Origin of the sequence: Methanolobus sp. (assembly GCF_016278365.1) — an archaeon.
Taxonomy (GTDB): domain Archaea; phylum Halobacteriota; class Methanosarcinia; order Methanosarcinales; family Methanosarcinaceae; genus Methanolobus.
Genome location: NZ_JADQBZ010000004.1, coordinates 178,266 through 195,784 on the forward strand (window position 1 = coordinate 178,266; position 17,519 = coordinate 195,784).

21 protein-coding genes are annotated in these 17,519 nt (G+C 45.3%); 5 read left to right on the forward strand and 16 right to left on the reverse strand.

Translation table 11 applies throughout. The features are described 5' to 3' along the window. Positions 1-120: 120 nt before the first annotated feature. Both QZZ22_RS04425 and QZZ22_RS04430 read left to right on the forward strand, forming a co-directional pair. Positions 121-1,158 (forward strand): inorganic phosphate transporter, encoded by a 1,038-nt coding sequence (locus tag QZZ22_RS04425; RefSeq protein WP_292463026.1) that lies wholly within the window; start codon positions 121-123, stop codon positions 1,156-1,158. Beyond that, complete coding sequence (locus QZZ22_RS04430) at positions 1,155-1,844, forward strand: TIGR00153 family protein (RefSeq protein WP_292463027.1); 690 nt, start codon at positions 1,155-1,157, stop codon at positions 1,842-1,844. The genes QZZ22_RS04425 and QZZ22_RS04430 overlap by 4 nt, the downstream gene beginning before the upstream one ends. Positions 1,845-1,865: 21 nt before the next feature. On the opposite strand, the gene QZZ22_RS04435 is transcribed toward QZZ22_RS04430, so the two are convergent. Both QZZ22_RS04435 and purC read right to left on the reverse strand, forming a co-directional pair. Then, positions 1,866-3,314: an NAD(P)/FAD-dependent oxidoreductase gene (locus QZZ22_RS04435; protein WP_292463028.1), complete on the reverse strand. Its 1,449-nt coding sequence runs from the start codon at positions 3,312-3,314 to the stop codon at positions 1,866-1,868. A 46-nt stretch (positions 3,315-3,360) separates the two neighbouring features. Further along, positions 3,361-4,074 carry a phosphoribosylaminoimidazolesuccinocarboxamide synthase gene (gene purC / locus QZZ22_RS04440; RefSeq protein ID WP_292463029.1) on the reverse strand — a complete coding sequence of 238 codons (714 nt, stop codon included), beginning with the start codon at positions 4,072-4,074 and terminating at the stop codon, positions 3,361-3,363. 163 nt (positions 4,075-4,237) lie between these two features. Here purC and nikR point away from each other — a divergent pair, with 163 nt between their 5' ends. Continuing rightward, positions 4,238-4,660, forward strand: coding sequence for a nickel-responsive transcriptional regulator NikR (gene nikR / locus QZZ22_RS04445; RefSeq protein ID WP_292463030.1), 423 nt, complete (start codon positions 4,238-4,240; stop codon positions 4,658-4,660). Here nikR and QZZ22_RS04450 read toward each other — a convergent pair. The 8 genes from QZZ22_RS04450 to QZZ22_RS04485 all read right to left on the reverse strand — a co-directional run bounded on the left by QZZ22_RS04450 (position 4,655) and on the right by QZZ22_RS04485 (position 12,206). Then, positions 4,655-5,026 carry a metalloregulator ArsR/SmtB family transcription factor gene (locus QZZ22_RS04450; protein ID WP_292463031.1) on the reverse strand — a complete coding sequence of 124 codons (372 nt, stop codon included), beginning with the start codon at positions 5,024-5,026 and terminating at the stop codon, positions 4,655-4,657. The two genes, nikR and QZZ22_RS04450, sit on opposite strands and share 6 nt — an antisense overlap. Positions 5,027-5,091: 65 nt before the next feature. Further along, positions 5,092-5,499 carry a bacteriohemerythrin gene (locus QZZ22_RS04455; RefSeq protein WP_292463032.1) on the reverse strand — a complete coding sequence of 136 codons (408 nt, stop codon included), beginning with the start codon at positions 5,497-5,499 and terminating at the stop codon, positions 5,092-5,094. Between the two features lie 247 nt (positions 5,500-5,746). Continuing rightward, positions 5,747-8,443, reverse strand: coding sequence for a cation-translocating P-type ATPase (locus QZZ22_RS04460; RefSeq protein WP_292463033.1), 2,697 nt, complete (start codon positions 8,441-8,443; stop codon positions 5,747-5,749). A gap of 49 nt (positions 8,444-8,492) precedes the next feature. Continuing rightward, a complete protein-coding gene (locus QZZ22_RS04465) occupies positions 8,493-9,455 on the reverse strand; it encodes a PfkB family carbohydrate kinase (protein ID WP_342765078.1) in 963 nt (320 codons plus the stop codon). 18 nt (positions 9,456-9,473) lie between these two features. Beyond that, positions 9,474-9,959: a PAS domain-containing protein gene (locus QZZ22_RS04470; RefSeq protein ID WP_292463034.1), complete on the reverse strand. Its 486-nt coding sequence runs from the start codon at positions 9,957-9,959 to the stop codon at positions 9,474-9,476. Positions 9,960-10,151: 192 nt separating this feature from the next. Beyond that, positions 10,152-10,427 (reverse strand): ferredoxin-thioredoxin reductase catalytic domain-containing protein, encoded by a 276-nt coding sequence (locus QZZ22_RS04475; protein ID WP_292463035.1) that lies wholly within the window; start codon positions 10,425-10,427, stop codon positions 10,152-10,154. A 58-nt stretch (positions 10,428-10,485) separates the two neighbouring features. Next, complete coding sequence (locus QZZ22_RS04480) at positions 10,486-11,697, reverse strand: FprA family A-type flavoprotein (RefSeq protein WP_292463036.1); 1,212 nt, start codon at positions 11,695-11,697, stop codon at positions 10,486-10,488. 20 nt (positions 11,698-11,717) lie between these two features. Further along, a complete protein-coding gene (locus QZZ22_RS04485; RefSeq protein ID WP_292463038.1) occupies positions 11,718-12,206 on the reverse strand; it encodes a ferritin family protein in 489 nt (162 codons plus the stop codon). 303 nt (positions 12,207-12,509) lie between these two features. Between QZZ22_RS04485 and QZZ22_RS04490 the strand changes: the two genes are divergently transcribed. Then, complete coding sequence (locus QZZ22_RS04490; protein ID WP_292463040.1) at positions 12,510-13,613, forward strand: inositol-3-phosphate synthase; 1,104 nt, start codon at positions 12,510-12,512, stop codon at positions 13,611-13,613. 23 nt (positions 13,614-13,636) lie between these two features. Beyond that, positions 13,637-14,461 carry a hypothetical protein gene (locus QZZ22_RS04495; protein WP_292463041.1) on the forward strand — a complete coding sequence of 275 codons (825 nt, stop codon included), beginning with the start codon at positions 13,637-13,639 and terminating at the stop codon, positions 14,459-14,461. Between the two features lie 28 nt (positions 14,462-14,489). Here the strand turns inward: QZZ22_RS04495 and afpA are convergent, their stop codons facing one another. The 6 genes from afpA to QZZ22_RS04525 form a co-directional block, all read right to left on the reverse strand. Next, a complete protein-coding gene (gene afpA / locus QZZ22_RS04500; RefSeq protein ID WP_292463042.1) occupies positions 14,490-15,035 on the reverse strand; it encodes an archaeoflavoprotein AfpA in 546 nt (181 codons plus the stop codon). Between the two features lie 52 nt (positions 15,036-15,087). Then, positions 15,088-15,786, reverse strand: coding sequence for an FAD-binding oxidoreductase (locus QZZ22_RS04505; protein WP_292463043.1), 699 nt, complete (start codon positions 15,784-15,786; stop codon positions 15,088-15,090). A 5-nt stretch (positions 15,787-15,791) separates the two neighbouring features. After that, the gene (locus QZZ22_RS04510) at positions 15,792-16,424 is read right to left on the reverse strand and encodes a flavodoxin family protein (protein ID WP_292463045.1); all 633 of its coding nucleotides are present in this window, start codon (positions 16,422-16,424) and stop codon (positions 15,792-15,794) included. A 14-nt stretch (positions 16,425-16,438) separates the two neighbouring features. Beyond that, positions 16,439-16,630: a 4Fe-4S binding protein gene (locus tag QZZ22_RS04515; RefSeq protein ID WP_292463046.1), complete on the reverse strand. Its 192-nt coding sequence runs from the start codon at positions 16,628-16,630 to the stop codon at positions 16,439-16,441. Positions 16,631-16,646: 16 nt separating this feature from the next. Beyond that, positions 16,647-17,042, reverse strand: a complete 396-nt coding sequence (locus QZZ22_RS04520; protein ID WP_292463047.1) for a hypothetical protein — start codon at positions 17,040-17,042, stop codon at positions 16,647-16,649. 100 nt (positions 17,043-17,142) lie between these two features. Next, complete coding sequence (locus QZZ22_RS04525) at positions 17,143-17,502, reverse strand: carboxymuconolactone decarboxylase family protein (protein ID WP_292463178.1); 360 nt, start codon at positions 17,500-17,502, stop codon at positions 17,143-17,145. Positions 17,503-17,519 lie beyond the last annotated feature (17 nt).

Consider the following 17,519-nt stretch of genomic DNA (forward strand, 5'->3'; position numbering starts at 1 on the left):
TCCCCTTTGCCTATGTATTCCTATATATTCCTATATAGTAGTATGTAGTTTAAATAAGGCAGCTTTATCTATATATGGTCCGTAGCCGTACTAAAAAATCATATTGAGGAATCTCACAAAATGGAATTATTTGATCCACTTGTAATTATGCTTATCATCGCAGGCCTATATATGGCATGGAACATTGGTGCCAACGACCTGGCCAATGCCATGGGGACATCAGTAGGCAGCGGTGCGCTATCAATAAAGCAGGTCATTATTGTTGCAGCTGTCTTTGAGTTCGCAGGCGCCGTTTTCTTCGGAAAGCGGGTTACCTCCACTATTGCCAAAGGCATAGTACCTATTGATTCGATAGCCATGACCGATACTAACCTTGTAGCTATTGGAATGCTTGCCGCCATTCTTGCGGCAGGTTTCTGGATCACCCTTGCAACCTTTTACAACCTTCCTGTCTCAACGACTCACTCTATTGTTGGTGCTGTATTAGGTTTTGGCCTGATAGCTGCATATAATGGTATCATCGGATTTAACGACATAAACTGGCCTGTCCTTTTCAAGATTGTTGGCAGCTGGCTGATATCTCCTGTACTTGGTGCCCTGCTTGCCTACATCATCTTTTCCCTGATTAGGTATTTCATATTACAGAAAAGCGATGATCCTTACAGGATAGAGAAGAAATTTGTCTTCCTTCAGGTAGCCACTGCATGCTTTATTGCGTTCGCACATGGCTCAAATGACGTGGCAAATGCTGTGGGTCCTCTGTATGCGGCCCTTAATGCACTTGACATGGCAGGAGTAACAGTTCCCCTCTGGGTAATGATCATGGGGGGCTTTGGCATGGTCTTCGGTCTTGCGACATGGGGCTATCGTGTTATAGAAACTATTGGGACAAAGATCACAGAACTCACTCCTACAAGAGGTTTCTCTGCTGAGTTTGCCACCGCGACAGTTGTGGTAATGCATAGCTATATCGCTCTTCCCATCTCCACCACGCATACTCTTGTAGGTTCCGTTATAGGTGTAGGTCTGGCAGGAGGACTTGCAGCGGTTGATTTAAGTGTTATAGGAAAGATATTTCTCTCCTGGGTAATCACTGTGCCTGTGGCAGCATTGACATCCGCGCTGATATTTGTAGGACTGTTAGGGATTGGAATATGAAGAAAGAATACATTCGCTCGGTTTTGAATATATTTGCAAGTTCCCCATTCAAGCCCCTGTGCATACATGCAAACAAGGGCGGAGATTGCGTTAGGAAATTAAGTGAATCCGTACACGCTTTCTGTGAGGGAGACATGGAAACGGTTGAGAGGCTTAACCATGAGATCGATGACATTGAGCACGAAGCGGATGTCATCAAGCAGACCATCCGGGGGGAGCTCTCCTCCTCTATAATGCTTCCTGTGCATGCTACTGATTTGCTCAACTTCCTTAAACCACAGGATTCCATATCCGATGAGGCTCAGGAAGTTTCCTACTGGCTAACATTGCGCAGATTCGATGCCCCTCCCGAGATACACAATGGTTTTGGGGAACTGATGGGAAGAACACTTGCAACCGTTGAGCAGTACGAGAAATTGGTTGACACCCTTAGCGAACTGCTTGAATCCTCTTTCAGTAAAAGGGATGTTGACGACACTCTTTCACTGGTCGTGGAAGTTGAGGAAATGGAGCATCAGGTCGATGTTATAGAAAAGGATCTGGTGAGGAAAATCTTCCATAATGAGGATGTGCTCGGAGGTGTGGGTGTTTTCCACCTTACACGGTTGGTCATGGGTATTGGGAAAATAGCAGACAACGCGGAGCATGCTGCTGACAGGCTGAGGACCATGGTCCTGAGGAGATGATCCTCGCCTTTTTCTTATTTTTTATTTGTGAAGGTTACGGTCCTCATTCATTTTCTGCAGTAACTCGATGACCGAATAGGCTGCACGTGTGATGCCCATGCTACGGCTATCGGTATCGGTGCCTGCAACATAGAGGTTATTGATCGGCGTCCTCGCATCTGCAAAATATCCGTTAATGGTCACTGCTGCCTTCTCCGGAATTGTGATCTGTTCGTGCTTCATCTGGATATGGTCTTCAATACAGGGGATAGCACGGAAAATCGTCTCATAGGCATTTTTGATTTCTGAGCTTTCGCTCTTTTCCTCTTTGATGATGAAGGAGAAACCTACAAGCTGCTTGCCCTTGGGTGCAAGGGACGAGTCGTAGTTAGTGATGGGCATTGCCCAGTAGGGTTGGTTCTTGAACCAGATCTCTGATCCGATATAGTTGAATTCCTCAAGCAGGGAATCAAGCCCGAGCCATACTGTCAGGCTTTTTGTATGGTCCACACCTTTAAGTTCCTCTACATATGAGCTTGGCAATGTCTCGACCATCTTTGGAAGGTCCGTAACAAATCCGGTGTAAACAACAGTATTTGCATAGTAGGTTTCATCTGCTTCAACACCGACAACCTTTCCGTTACTTGTAAGTATCTTCTTGACCTCGCATCCTGTCTTGATCTCCACGCTCTTTGGAAGAGAAAATAAAACTGCATTGAGGAGTGACTTCAATCCTTTTCGCGGGTATCCCTGAGAATAACTTACTTTGTTGGTGGCAAGCCTTCCAAGGGTTGTGAGTGGCTTGGATGCCTTGTTCATCCTTGTCTGCAGGGATGTGTGCAGGTTAGACGTCAATATGGATTTGAGAACTGGCTCAGTTTGCGGTTTTTCATGAACCTTCATAATACTTTCCATCTGCTCCTGAAGAACGCTGTCCCTGACAAAACTGCTACCTGAAAGAACTCTTTGCACAGATGTTTCTTTCATGTCTCTTCCCGAGAGGAAATATGAAATTGCATCCACAAAATCATAAGTGTCCTTTGATAGGTTATCAGACATGAAATCATAGACCGACTGCTTTGAAAGATCAATTCCAAATGTGAAGAGTGTCAGAGCTTTGGTAATAGCCTGTGAAACTACGATTCTGTCTTTTCTGGGTAGCACATCGAACGTAACAAAGTCTCTTACATTTGAGGGAACTTTAAGGAACTGGTCTTCGGTTCTTACATAATAGTGGCCATAGTCTTCAAAAACAGGCATGTAATCAAAATAATTGTCCATCAACCTTCTCAGCGGTCCCACTTCCAGATGTGTGATGGCGTGTGCACCTGTATCGACCTGGAAACCATCCACTACATAACTATTGCAGTTTCCACCTATGTTATTATTCTTTTCGAGGACCAGTACTTTATTTCCGTGTTTTGATAGTGTGAGTGCTGATAGCAGGCCGCTTATACCTGCACCTACAACTATTACGTCGTATTTCTCCATCCTTTCCCCTCAGACTGCGTATAAATGTAAAATAGTGAAAGAGATATTACTCGAATATCTCTGGTACAATGCGTCTTGCGACTTCCTCATATGCCTTGGAAAGGTCTCCCTTGTCAAAGCGGAATATATCCTTATCCATGGACTGTCCCGTGCTCTTGTCCCATAACCTGCAGGTATCACAGGATATCTCATCGGCCAGTACGATCTCCCCTCTCTTTCTTCCAAACTCAAGCTTAAAGTCCGGAAGCAGGAATCCTTTTGAATCCAGATACTTCACAAGGATATCGTTGATCTTTAGGGCCATGGCACGTATCTGGGCTATCTCTTCATATGTGGCAATTCCCATCGCGACGGCTATATCTTCATTGAGCATCGGATCTCCATGCTCATCGCTCTTGTAGTCCAGAACGATGACCGGCTTCTTGAAGACAGTTCCCTCTTTTATCGGATATTTGCGGGTAATGGAGCCGGCTGCGATGTTACGTGGTATGACCTCTATGAGAATTATCTCGACGGCATCGACAAGCATCTCTGTATCAGACACCATCTCTATATAGTGGGTCTTAATGCCTTCTTTCTCAAGCATCTCGAATATCTTCTTTGAGATCTGGGCATTGTAATATCCTTTCTTTGCAGCCTCACTCTTTTTTTTTCCATCAAATGCTGTCAGGCTGTCCCTGAACTCAGCAATAAGTCTGTTTGGATTGTCGGTCTTGTATATGGTCTTTGCTTTCCCTGAATACAATTCTTCTTTTTTCATAACATCACTCCTCTAAGGCATTCTATGTTTTAATGTTTTATGCTTGGTATCGTATAACTATTTATGTCTTAATTTATGTACTATAAGTGGTACAAAATGTTATTACAGAATACATCTTGTTATTATTTCAGACTAATACATATCATTTAAGGTGAATTCAACAATGGACCAGGAACTTATGCGTATCGGTGTATCGCTTCCGGAAAACCTTCTGACCAAATTCGACTCTATCATTGAGAAAAGGGGCTATTCTTCAAGGTCTGAAGGCATAAGGGACGCTATCAGGAATTATATCACCCATTACGAATGGATGAGCGATGTGAAAGGCAGGCGAGTGGGTACTATCACACTGATATATGATCATACCAAACGTGGACTATCCAGTGCCCTGACAGACATTCAGCATGATCATTCCCATCTTATCAAATCCGGGATACATATCCATCTTGACCATGATAATTGCCTTGAAGTTATCATCCTTGACGGTGAAGGCGAGGAAGTCAAGACCGTTGCAGAGAAGATAATGGCTCTTAAGGGTGTTACTTACGTAAAGCTCAATACTGCTTTGCCCTCAGAAGGCCTATAATTCTTTCTGGAATCTCTCATTGATAGAGTATTCTATGGTCTGCAAAAGGGATCTCCCAAAACCTGTAAGGTAGTAGGTCTGGAAATTCCTTTCTCTTTTTGATTCTACAAGGTTAGCATCCTTGAGAAGCTTAAGATGATATGAGAGTGCAGAATGCTTGTAGTCAGTTATTTCCACAAGCACACAGACACAGAGCTCACTGACTTCCAGAGCCCTCAGGATGTGTATCCTCACAGGGTCGGACAGGACTTTAAAAATGGATGCCAATGGGCCGACATCCTCCTGTATCGTTTCATGGACCTTCAAGGTCACATCGTTGGGAAGAATATAGGGCTCCGGGCATTCCGCAGTTGTTTCCACTTTCATTACTTGATTATTGTCGTTGTGGGTTAATAAGTTTTGTAGTGACTATGGATAACTTACAGGAAATATCAGTTCAAACCTTTAGAATTAAAGAACGGAGCGTATTTTTTATCAGTTGATTCAATGTGATTGACAAGCCAATCTCTGAGGAAGTTTATCAGTTCATAACTGAGGCCCGCTTTTCCACTTTCGTAGTCTTTCTTGAAGTTGCCGACCTGCTCGATGAACTTCTCATGTTCCTTTTTGTGGGCAGCATACTGTGGATATCCATACTTTTTCATATAGTTCTCTTCAGTCGTAAAATGATTCTGGGTGTACGCAGCCATCTTAGTGATTATATCCAGAGTTATTTGCTTGCTTTTTGCATTCAACATAGCATCATGAAGCTCGTTGATCATCTTCACAAGTTGCTGATGCTGTGCATCTATATCTTTTATGTTCATGCTGTATTTGTCAGACCAGGTTATCAGTGCCATATCAATCACTAAAAATAAATATATCTATAAATATAAATAGAAGTTGGTCTGGTTCCGGCTCAAATTCTATATAATAAGTTCGATCTCTGGATATGAGTCTATATACTTCCTTTTCAAAACAACTAAGTATTCATCTCCTCAATTAGGATTATGGCGAAGAATTCCATATTGCATGTTATGCCCCTCCACCCGTCATGACTTTATATCGCATACCTGCGCCACCTTATACTTCTTCAGCCATTATCTTTTATTTTACATCCCGCACAGCGATCTTTATCCCCTCTGCAAAAAGCAACGTCAAAAAAGCAACTCCCAGCGGCAGCATCCATTCTGCAGGATCAAGTGGCACAAGCTCAAATATATTGTTCAGGAAAGGAATGTACATGACCAGGAGTGTGAGCAGGACTGTGCTGAGCACACCTACTACCATAAGCTTGTTGCTGAATATTCCTATTTTTGTTATAGGTTCCTCAAGGGACCTGAAAGAGAAAGGTATGAAAAGTATCATACTGACAATAGTCGCAAACGTAAGTGTCCTTGCCATTATAGTATTCTCGAGAGGGTCATTGAGTACAAACACAAGAAATGCAGATGAGGCCATTACGGTGGCCATAGTTACCATTATCATCACATTTCTCTTCTTCAACAGGCTCTCATTGGGGTCACGGGGCTGCTGGTCCATTATTTTTTCTCTCACCGGATCAAGTCCAAGGGCTATTGCAGGCATTATCTCGTCAAACATATTGATAAACAGTATCTGCAGTGCCAGCAGGGGAATAAGTTCAAACCCAAGCAGCACCAGTCCCAGCATTATAAGCATCACTTCTGTGAAATTTCTGGAAATAAGGTAAGTCGTGAATTTTTCAATATTTTCGTAAATAGATCTGCCCCTTTTAACTGCTTCCACTATAGTGGCGAAGTTGTCATCCTGTAACACCATAAGACTGGACTGCTGCGCCACATCAGTTCCATTGAGCCCCATTGCCACACCGATGTCGGCCTTCCTTAAAGCCGGCGCGTCGTTAACACCGTCTCCGGTCATTGCGACAATCTCCCCGTTTTTCTGCAAAGCTTTAACGATCCTCAGCTTTTGTTCAGGCATAGTCCTTGCATAAACGCTTATTCTGGCAGCTACTCTTTCAAACTCCTCATCGTTCAACTCGTCAAGCTCGGACCCTGTTACAGCGCAGTCCGCGATAATGCGCTGCACTTTTTTATCACTGTCTGTCCGTATTTCGGTATCTAACTGGCAAGTATTCACGTCACCCAAAAGGCCTATATGCCTGGCTATGGCCTTGGCTGTATCCGGATTATCTCCTGTTATCATCATCACCTTGATACCGGCTTTATGGGCGATTTCCACTGCTTCTCTTACCTCGTCCCGTGGAGGATCTATCATACCGACAAGCCCCAGGAAGGTCATGCCCTGTTCAAGATCATCTTTTGAAGGGTCTCCTGGATTCTCGTTGCAGGCAACTCCGAGAACACGGTATGCTGATGAAGCCATCTTCTGGTTTATATCAAGTATATTCCTGTGCTCATTCTCATTGATTTCTGCAATCCTGCCATCTTTTTCGATATGGGTACAACGCTTAAGGACGTACTCAGGAGCCCCTTTTGTGAATGAGATCATCTCATTCTCATGATTGTGGATGGTTGTCATGAGTTTCCTCTCGGAAGTAAAGGCAATCTCATCGATCATCGGGTACTCTTTCTCAAGATCATTTTTCCATAATCCTGCCTTTGCAGCGACAACCACAAGGGCTATCTCAGTGGGGTCTCCCACAGTATCCCACTCTTTTTCCCTTTTTTCCAGAGATGAAGTATTACATAATGCTACGGCCCTGAGTAACTTATTTACAGTATCGTGCTGATCTATATTCGCTTTCTCTCCTTCTATCCGGATCTCTCCATCAGGTATGTATCCTGATCCACTGACTTCAAACATCTGTCCGCTGGCAAATATTCTCTCAACTGTCATTTCGTTCTTTGTAAGTGTTCCTGTCTTGTCTGTGCATATCACAGTAGTAGAACCTAATGTCTCAACTGCCAGCATCTTTCGGATTATCGCATTGTGCTGGGCCATTCGCCTCATCCCGAAAGCAAGCGTGATTGTCATAATAAGTGGCAGCCCCTGAGGTACTGATGCTACGGCCAGCGCAAGTGCTACCAAAAGGATCTCTGTGAGCGGGGCTCCTACAAAAAGCCCCAGCACAAAGGTGATCAGGGAAGCAAGCAACGCTACTGCAGCAAGTTTTTTTGATAAACTTGTAACTCTTCTCTGAAGGGGAGTCGGCTCATCTTCTACCTGAATAAGTCCTGCTATTTCTCCTATCTTGGTCTCCATCCCGGTGGAAACGACAACCGCCCTGCACTTTCCATGAACTATCTGCGTACCGGCAAATATCCTGTCCCCTACGTCCTTCCAGACTGGTTCGCTCTCACCCGTAAGGGCCGCCTCCTCAACCCTTAGACCATCCGATTTGAAAACAACCGCATCCGCAGGAATATTATCTCCCATTACAAGAGCCAGCACATCTCCAGGTACAACTTCCCTTGTCAGCACATCCCTGGGTTTATTATCCCGTATAACTGTCGTCTCAGGTTTGACAATATCCTTCAGAGACTCCATCGCTTTCTCTGCCCTGTACTCCTGAATGAACCCGAGCATGATCACAAGAGCAATGATGAAGACGATGACCCAGAAATTGATAACTTCATCTGCCAGCAGGGAGATTATTGCTGCAGCGATAAGTACCCATACAATGAAATCTGCAAACTGCCTGGTGAATATCTTCCACGCAGTTGTTTTTTTTGTTTCTGTCAGCTCATTGCTTCCATATTTTTCCAGTCTCTCGGATATCTGCTGCTCGGGAAGCCCCTCCTCCGATGTTCCAAGCCTGGCAAATATATCCTCGACAGCCGGAAGGTCCCCTTCCACCATATTTTCCTCCACTGCACTTTCCCCATATATGCATTTGAAGGGTTAGCATTTATAGATATTTGTGTTCATTGTTCTTTGATCCAAGGCTCTGCGCATACTCCTTTGAGATGTAGTTCTCAGTGCTCATGCAAACCTCCGTAGCAAAACAAATGCCTGTGCTTACCATCACATCCCATGCGGCCGATGAGATGTTTTCCGGCTTTTCTCCGGTCAGACCTTCCTGATATAGTGTGTAAACAATGCCGGCGGTAAAACTGTCCCCGGCACCGACGGTACTGACTGGCCTGATCGCGGGCGTCTTGTAGTACTTTGAGATGGAAGATGTCCTCAGGAACACGCCTCTGCCTGCAGTAGTATATATAAGGCATTCACACCCCGCGGCAAGCACGTACTCATAGGCTTCATCTGCGTTCCTGCACTCTCCAATAGATAGCATGTCCTCATCCGAAGCCCTGACAATGTCGGAGTGTCGGATATTGTTGTCAACAAGTGATCTTATTTTTTCAATATCCGGCGTAGAAGCTTTCCGGATGTTAGGGTCGTAGATGATGGTCGCGCCGGCTCTGTCTGCACTATCAAGAATTCTTGTGAGCTCGTTTTTCAAAGCAGCCGAGCTTGCCAGAATAGAGCCGAACATTACTATATCTTTCTTTGTAAAACTCCGGCCGACATTCAGAACCCTTACATAAGGAAAATCCTCGTAAAAACTATAATGAGCATTGTTCCCGCTGTCCAGAAAAGCCAGTGCGATGGGTGATTTTTGGTTCTCGTACCTCGAAACATGCTCTACGGAAACATTATTTTTCTTTAGGGAACTGCATATCATATCTCCCAGTAAATCCTTGCCAAGCTCGCTGACAAGCGCTACAGGAATGCCTGTTCTTCCAAGCGAGACCGCGCTGTTGAGCATGGCTCCTCCCGGGCAGGCTGAAATGGGCTTTCCCTCCTTGAAAAGTATGTCATAGAATGTTTCACTTATTGCAAATACACAGGAAATGCAGACACCCCGGATATGTTATTGACACCGGCCTCAGCCCAATAATTTAACGATTGTCAGGTAGTATAAAGGCTCTCCTCTTTCATCCCTGTGGATTAAAGTATGCTCCTCAACAGGTCTGATCTCGCCCCTTTCTGTCCTCATCCTGTATATTTGCGTGACCTCGTAGGCACCTTCCCGGGTGTTCTCAAGCAACTCAAGCATCACTCCCTGAACATCCTCTGGGTATATCATATCCTCGTATGTGAGCCTTCCGGATGTGAAATCTTCAGGACTATATCCAAGAGTGGATATATGCACTGACATGACTTCAACAGTCCCACCTTCTCCCACGGGTCTAACAAGAGTTATCACCGGTATCTGCCGGATGAGTTCCTCAAGGGCTTTTATATAATCCTCGGGTTTCGACTTTCTGCTAATAGCAGGTGTTTTTCCTTCAGTTTTGGTTTGAATGAACTCACTCTCGTTAAGATCGTTCGGCTGGATATTCTTTATGTCCGTCTCTCTCCCCACTGTCATCCTTCCTCCTTTCTCATGGATGCCTACGTATGCTCAAAGATGGTAATTACTCTTTCATCTTGTGATTTAAGCTTGTCTTCAGAACACAGTTCATGGCAGCCCAATGCCAGGTTCCTGGAATAAAGATTGGGCAATAATAATGAAGAGGCACCAATTGTCCTCCTCATAAAGTTAAAATTGTATGCTGGATGCCTATTTAATAAAAAGCCCGCACTTGCAGGAGCCGCGCGTTTCAAGATCTATTTTATGCGCTGCACATGGGCAAATGATCTTCTTGTCCTTTTCTTTGTCTTCTGTCCTCTTCTGGCAGAAGCAGTACCATTCTCCGAGCAGTTTCTTGTTATTGCAGATGCCTTTAACTGCAGTAGTGATGACATCCCAGTCGCTGTTCAGCCTGTATCCTGAGTTTTCTGCATTTTTCTTCGAACGTTCATAGAATTCAGCTTCAAGTTCACCATCAAATCTCATTTTTATCACTCTGTTTTACTGTTTTAGTTGTTCTCTCATAATACTAACATGTCGCGATTTAAGACTTTGCTTCTTCTTTTGCAATTTCCGCAAGCCTTTTTCCGATATCTCTGCACTGCTTCAGGTCATCCTCAAATGGCCTGAACTTGACCTGCAGGCTTTCGGTTGCAAGTTCGAACCTTGCAGATTCTATCTCCTTTTCCATGCCTTTAACAGCTCCACCTCCCCATCCGTAGGAGCCGAACAGGAAGTATTTCTTGTTCTTTGGATGAAGCCCTGTCATGTACGTAAGAAACCCTGCTACTGTGTAAAACATCTTATTGTTCATTGTGGGGGAGCCAATAGCAATGACCGGTGAATCCATTAGCTCCTTCATGGTCATACTCCAGTCGTTCTTTCTCAAATGGCGCACCCTTACTTCCACGCCTGCTTCTCTTACACCCTCAGCTATCTCCATTGCCATTTTCTCAGTGCTGCCCCACATGGTATCATAGATCACAAGCACCTTTTGGGCAGCTTCTCCCCTGGCCCATCTGCCATAGGCTTCAATTATCCTTGCAGGATCCCTCCTCCAGATGACACCGTGAGCGGGGGCTATCATGTCTATGCTTATCCCAAGCTCTTTTACCTTCTCCACATACTTGATGACCTGGCCACTAAAAGGCAGCAGGATATTCGCATAGTAGATGGCAGCATCCTCCATGACATCCTCCACTTCATCATCAAAGCGTTTGGAAGTTGCAATGTGCTGGCCAAATGCATCGTTGGAGAACAGTATTTTGTCTTCCCTGAGGTATGTCTGCATGCTATCGGGCCAGTGCAGCATAGTTGCCTCAATGAACATCAGTGTCCGCTTTCCGAGGCTTATCTCATCTCCGGTCTTTGCTACCTGGAAGTTCCAGTTGTCGCAGCCCATCTCCCTGTAATGCTCGCAGAGCCCGGACTTACCTTTGGAACTTGCAATAAGGGTAGCATTTGTAGCGATGTCCATTATCGCAGGCAATGACCCGGAATGGTCCATCTCCACATGGTTGGAGATAACATAATCTATCTTGGCAGGGTCAATTATCTGACTTATTCTCTTAAGCATCTCTTCGGAAAAGCTTGCCTTTACCGTGTCGATAAGTGCTATCTTTTCATCAACTATAAGGTACGCGTTGTAACTTCCACCTTTTGGAGTCTCGTATCCATGAAAGTCCCTCAGGTTCCAGTCAACAACACCTACCCAGTATATCCCCTCTGCTATCTTCAGTGGCTGTGGCTCATCCATAAGCATTATCTCCATCTAAATTATGTCTGCATTCTGAACTCGGTTGCCCATTCGAGAAGTTCGTCTATTATCCTGTAATGTCCTCTCTCGGCAGCTGCAACGTTCTCAAAGAAAACCCTCTGATCCTCATCATCTGCCCTCTTTGCCAGTTCTGTGTAGAAATACTCACTCTTGTGCTCAAATCTCAGGGCCGCCAGCAATATTCCCACCTCTTCCAGTTTCTTTCCGGAGAACTCTTCCGCAAAAGATGCCTTGAAATCGGGGTAATCAAACTCAACGACAGGTGCCTTTTTCTGTTCCCTGTATTGCCGAAGATACTCAGCATGTTTCTTTTCCTCTTCTGCAAGGAAAGTGTAAAGATCCCTGGCAACCGCATTGCTCATAGAAGATGCTTTTTCCAGATAGTATTCCCGCCCTTCGTTTTCCAGCTCAATGGCCATGGCAATTGCTTCATCGATCGATCCGAGCTGGTCAAGCTCATCTGCTATTTCCTTTAAGGTGTCTTTCATGCCCATACCTCGCGCCAGAATACATGCTATAGTTAATCAGATCAGTTCAGTGTTCGTTTGCCTGAATATGAACAAATCCCACAGATTCAAACTATCGGAGTCCGACTTAATATATCTTTCGAAGGTCGACTCCTTTCCTGATTGATTTTTTGGTCCCATATCAGGTCCCTGTTTACCCCTTTTCGAAAAAAGGCAACCTCTACCTTTATTTAGAAACCTTTTTATTTACTATCATCCATTACAGAGGTTATATTTAGTTTGATTTCAGTATTTTAAATGTATTATTTTGACAGAGGTAATGTGATGGATAAAATCAAGATCGCAATTGCAGGTGTTGGCAATTGTGCAAGCTCTCTGATTCAGGGTATCGAGTACTATAGGGACAAGCATGAAAACGATGCTATAGGACTGATGCACTGGGATATCGGCGGTTACAGGCCTTCCGATATTGAAGTTGTCGCAGCCTTCGATATCGATAAAAGGAAAGTGGGAAAAGATATTTCGGAGGCCATTTTCGCACCGCCTAACTGTACGGCTGTATTCTGCAGTGATATCCCTCAAACAGGTGTAATTGTAAAAATGGGATGCATCATGGATGGGTTCTCGGAACATATGATGGACTTTGATGAGAAAAGGACATTTGTACCTTCAGATCAGCCTGAAGCCAGCAAGGAAGATGTGATCCAGGCACTGAATGATTCAGGTGCAGAGATATTACTGAACTATCTTCCTGTAGGCTCCGAGCAGGCGACCCGTTTTTATATGGACTGTGCCCTGAATGCAGGTGTTGCATGCGTCAACAATATGCCCGTTTTCATCGCAAGCGACCCGGAATGGGCCGCTAAATTCGAAAAGAGGGGCATCCCTATCATTGGCGATGATATTAAAGCGCAACTGGGTGCTACTATCACTCACAGGATGCTGGCAGACCTTTTCAACAAGCGTGGAGTGAAACTGGAAAGAACCTACCAGCTCAATACCGGAGGGAACACCGACTTCCTTAACATGCTCAACCGCAGCAGGCTTGCCTCAAAGAAAACCTCGAAGACGGAGGCTGTGCAATCCGTTATCGCACAGCGTCTGGATGACGATAATATCCATGTAGGGCCAAGCGATTACGTTCCATGGCAGAACGACAATAAAGTGTGCTTCCTGAGGATGGAGGGCAAGCTTTTCGGAGATGTGCCCATGAATCTGGAGTTGCGCCTCTCTGTTGAGGATTCTCCCAATTCTGCTGGCGTGGTCATCGACGCTATAAGATGCTGTAAACTTGCCCTTGACAGGGGAACCGGCGGAGTGCTTTATTCACCTTCGGCCTATTTCATGAAGCATCCTCCAAAACAGTTCACTGATGATGAGGCTCACAAGATGACCAGCGAGTTCATCTGCGGTGACCGTAAGAACTGAAAGCGGATCTACTGGCTGTAATTATGATGCAGACTGAAGAGCAACGCCGCATATATGGTGTTGACTTCAGTGGCTCAAAAACTGCCTGCAGGAAGATATGGGCGAGCGAAGGCATCATCGATGAAGGTGGCATTCTCGGGATATCTGCCTGTTATCCTATATCGGATATAGTTGCGGGAACGAGCCGGGATCGTAGTTCCTGCCTGTTTGCCCTGAGGTCTCTGATCACCGGCAGCAAAAATGGGATATTTGGCATGGATTTCCCATTCAGCCTGCCCCATCGGCTTCTTTCTTCTTCGGACTGGAGTACATTTATTTCTGATTTTCCCGGCAAATATCCTTCTGTAGAGCATTTCCGTGAAGAAATGAGATCCCTTTCTCCTGACCGGGAACTGAAGCGCCTTACCGATATCGAGGTAAGGGCACCTTTCTGCGTATACAACCTCCGGCTTTACAGGCAGACGTATTTTGGCATACGTGATGTGCTTGGACCACTGGTTGCAGAGGACTTAGCACGTGTGCTACCTATGCAGAAGCCTGTCAGTAACAAACCCTGGCTTATAGAAGTGTGCCCCGCATCAACATTAAAAAAAGAAGGGCTGTATATTCCCTATAAAGGCAAGTCTTCAAGAGAGTCAGAAGCAAGGAAATACATCCTTGAGGAGATGGTAGACAGGGGCATCTCCATTCCTTCACACATTAGAGATACTGCCCTCGCAAACACAGACGGCGATGCGCTGGACAGTGTGATCGCGGCCTTTGCAAGCTCAAAGGCTGTCCGGGGAATAGATACTTTACAGGATTCTCTCCCGCGGATATACCTTATCGAAGGGTACACTTTCTTCTGAGTGCCTCTAAAGTCTATTGCCGGGAATCTCAATCCTTGCTCACGCCAACTATATCATATATATCAGCGGGGCTCTCCAGCACCGTGATATTTTCCATTTGTGCAAGCTTCTCGGAATTGGAAACATCAGCTTCTCTCATTTTGAGTAGCATTTGTCTTCCTTCGGGAGAAGCGGTTTTTACAGTCCCTCTTTTCTGGTCAACTGCAAGTATGTAGATAGGAGTTTCACCTTTTGCTGTCTGTGCAACAGCATTGGTAACAAGGGTATCTGCGATGCCACAGACTATTTTTGCAACGGTATTGGCGGTTGCAGGAGCAATGATAAGTGCATCATAGTGGCCCACCTGAAGGGGACCGGCGATAAATGGCGAGTTTGGACCTCCTTCTGTCTTGAAGTTGGGAAAATCCCTCTGTATATCGTCCCACATCCTGTACCATTTCATAACAACTTCCCCTTCTTTTGAAAGGAAGACCATCATTTCGATGTCAGTCTTCTTTTTAATGTCCACCATTATGTCGTACGTTTCCTTAATCAGGTCGCCTGAACCTGTTATTCCCCATGCTATTCTCTTCATTCAATGTCTCCTCGTATCTTATTGCAATAATTGTCCTGACATTTCCGGGATGTCAGTATCCTATAAGTGATTCCTTCTTGACCCTCATATCCGGGATACTCATGGAGCGTAGCATTTCCGTCATGGAATCCACCATGGATGGAGGTCCGCAAATGTAGAATTCCCTTGCCGCATAGTCAGGGGCCTCCTTTCGTATCAGGTTCTCATTGATCCTCTCCCTGCATCCTGTCCAGCTTTCGGAGGCTCTGGTCAGGGTCTGGAATACGGTAAGGTGAGGATTCTGCCGGACCATTTCTGATAACTCTTTCCAGAATACCATATCCTCCTCAGTCCTGTCACTACAGATCAGCACTACATCCGTATCCAGTTTCAGGTCAGTACAGTACCTGCAGATACTTCTCATGGGTGCTATGCCTATTCCACCGCTAAGCAAGACTATCTTTCCATACTCTCCTTCGTAACTCATTTTTCCGAAGGGACCACTGATATTGAAAGGGTATCCGGTCTCCATGGAATCCAGTGCATTTGAGAATTCGTGGCCGGTAAGTTTCTTTGTGAATTCCAGGTGGTCCTTTTCTGTCGGGCTGCTGGATAAGCTGAAAGGCTTGCTGACGCTCTTCCCATTGAAATCCAATGTTACTACAATGTACTGCCCGGCTTTGTAGTCAAAATCATCAGGTCTTTTGAACCTGAAGCTCTTTACATTTGCGCTGCGCTGGATTATTTCACTTATATTTGCCTGGAATTTCAAGATACTTACTCCTGTTGTATCTTTTTGATTAGCTGAGCTGTCTCGATCAGCTTCTTCATTGTCCTGCGAAGGCTCCTGAGACCGTCAGGGTCTTCAGACACTCCTTCTGCTCCCTTGTCCTTTGACCAGAAAGTTCCGCCAAGGTTGGAACCGAAGGACCCTCCACCCACAGGTATCATTTCGCTGATAACATAAAAATCATGTATGGACCGGATTGCAGGTTCCTGGCCTCCTATCCTGTCACCGCCCACTGCAGCTGCAGCACCAACCTTGTTCAGGAATACTTTTGGGTCGCGTGCAACCACAGCCCTGCACCTGTCCAGTATGGTCTTTGTCTGGGCGCTGAGCGTGCCCTGGTAAACAGGAGTGCCGATTATCCAGGCATCAGCCCAGATCATTCTATCATACAGCTCCACAAGATCATCTTTGTGGATGCAGCCCTGCTTAGTACGCACACAGTAGTCACAGTGGATGCAGAATTTCATATCCTTCCCGCTGGCAGAGAAATACTCCGTCTCTGCGCCGAACTTCTCCTGTGCATATCGCAAGGCTTCATTCACAATAAAATCAGTGGCTTTCTTCCTGGGGCTGCCAGATATACCCAGTAGCCGGATAGCTGAACCTTCAGACAATGGCACTCCAACCTCCTTGTTTATTCAATGGTTATTGATTCTGTGGGGCAGGCATCCACACAGATACCACATTCCACACAATCTTCAGGTCTTGCAATAACGGACTTCATGTCCCCGTTATTGTCTTTCTGAATCTCTATTACATCTGTCGGGCATGCCTGAACACATGCTCCGATGCCTTCACACTTGCTTTTATCTACTTTTGCCGGCACTACTATATCCTCCTTTTCATTGTTTTTTATATGAGCCTATAATTGTCAGGGTCATTGTCAACGCTGCCAGGACCTTCAATGCCGCAGAAGCCATGAATCCGGGAGCCTGCTCCTGGGATTCAAAAGGTTTTTCCGGGTCATGGATTCTGCCGGATGCCTTCCCCATGGCTATTACCGGTACTTCATGGATCCCTTCTCCAAACAAGTGGTCTATGAGTTTCTGAGGTGCTGACATATAATTGAGAGTCGCGTCAACAGTCAACGGATAAGATGTGTTGTCAGGCGGGGTGAACATATGTTGCTCTCTCACAGTTTCCCGGGGAGCTATCCTGTTATCGTCAATCACCTTTTCAGCAAGCCAGAAACTTATTGCAGCGACAATAAAAATAATGATGTATCTGATGATGAACACTCCATTTTTACAAGAGCACCTGATCTATAGTTAAGTTATTATGAATGACCCATGAACAATAATTAAATTGAAGAGGATCTTTATGATCCCCTCGAAGCTTTCATCTTAGCATCTTCAATGCATGCCTGCAGGCTGCAACAGCCGGTGCACCTGAGGTTATGAAAATCACATCCATGACTTCCATGATCTCATCCTTGGTTGCTCCGTTGTTGAGCGCGCTCTTCATCTGCGCCGCCACACAGGCCTCACACTGCTTTGAAGCGACCACTGCAAGTGCCATCAGGATCTTTGTTTTGGCAGGAAGTGCACCATCCTGGAGCAATTTGCTGTTGCACATGTTGTACTTGTGCAGGAACTCCGGCTCAAGCTCATCAAGGGTTTCCAGTATGTGAGGTGTGAATCCCAGCTTATCTGACATATCCCCAAGTAAACCATCGCGTCTTTTTCCTTCCCCGCACATTTTTCTGTCTTCGTTTG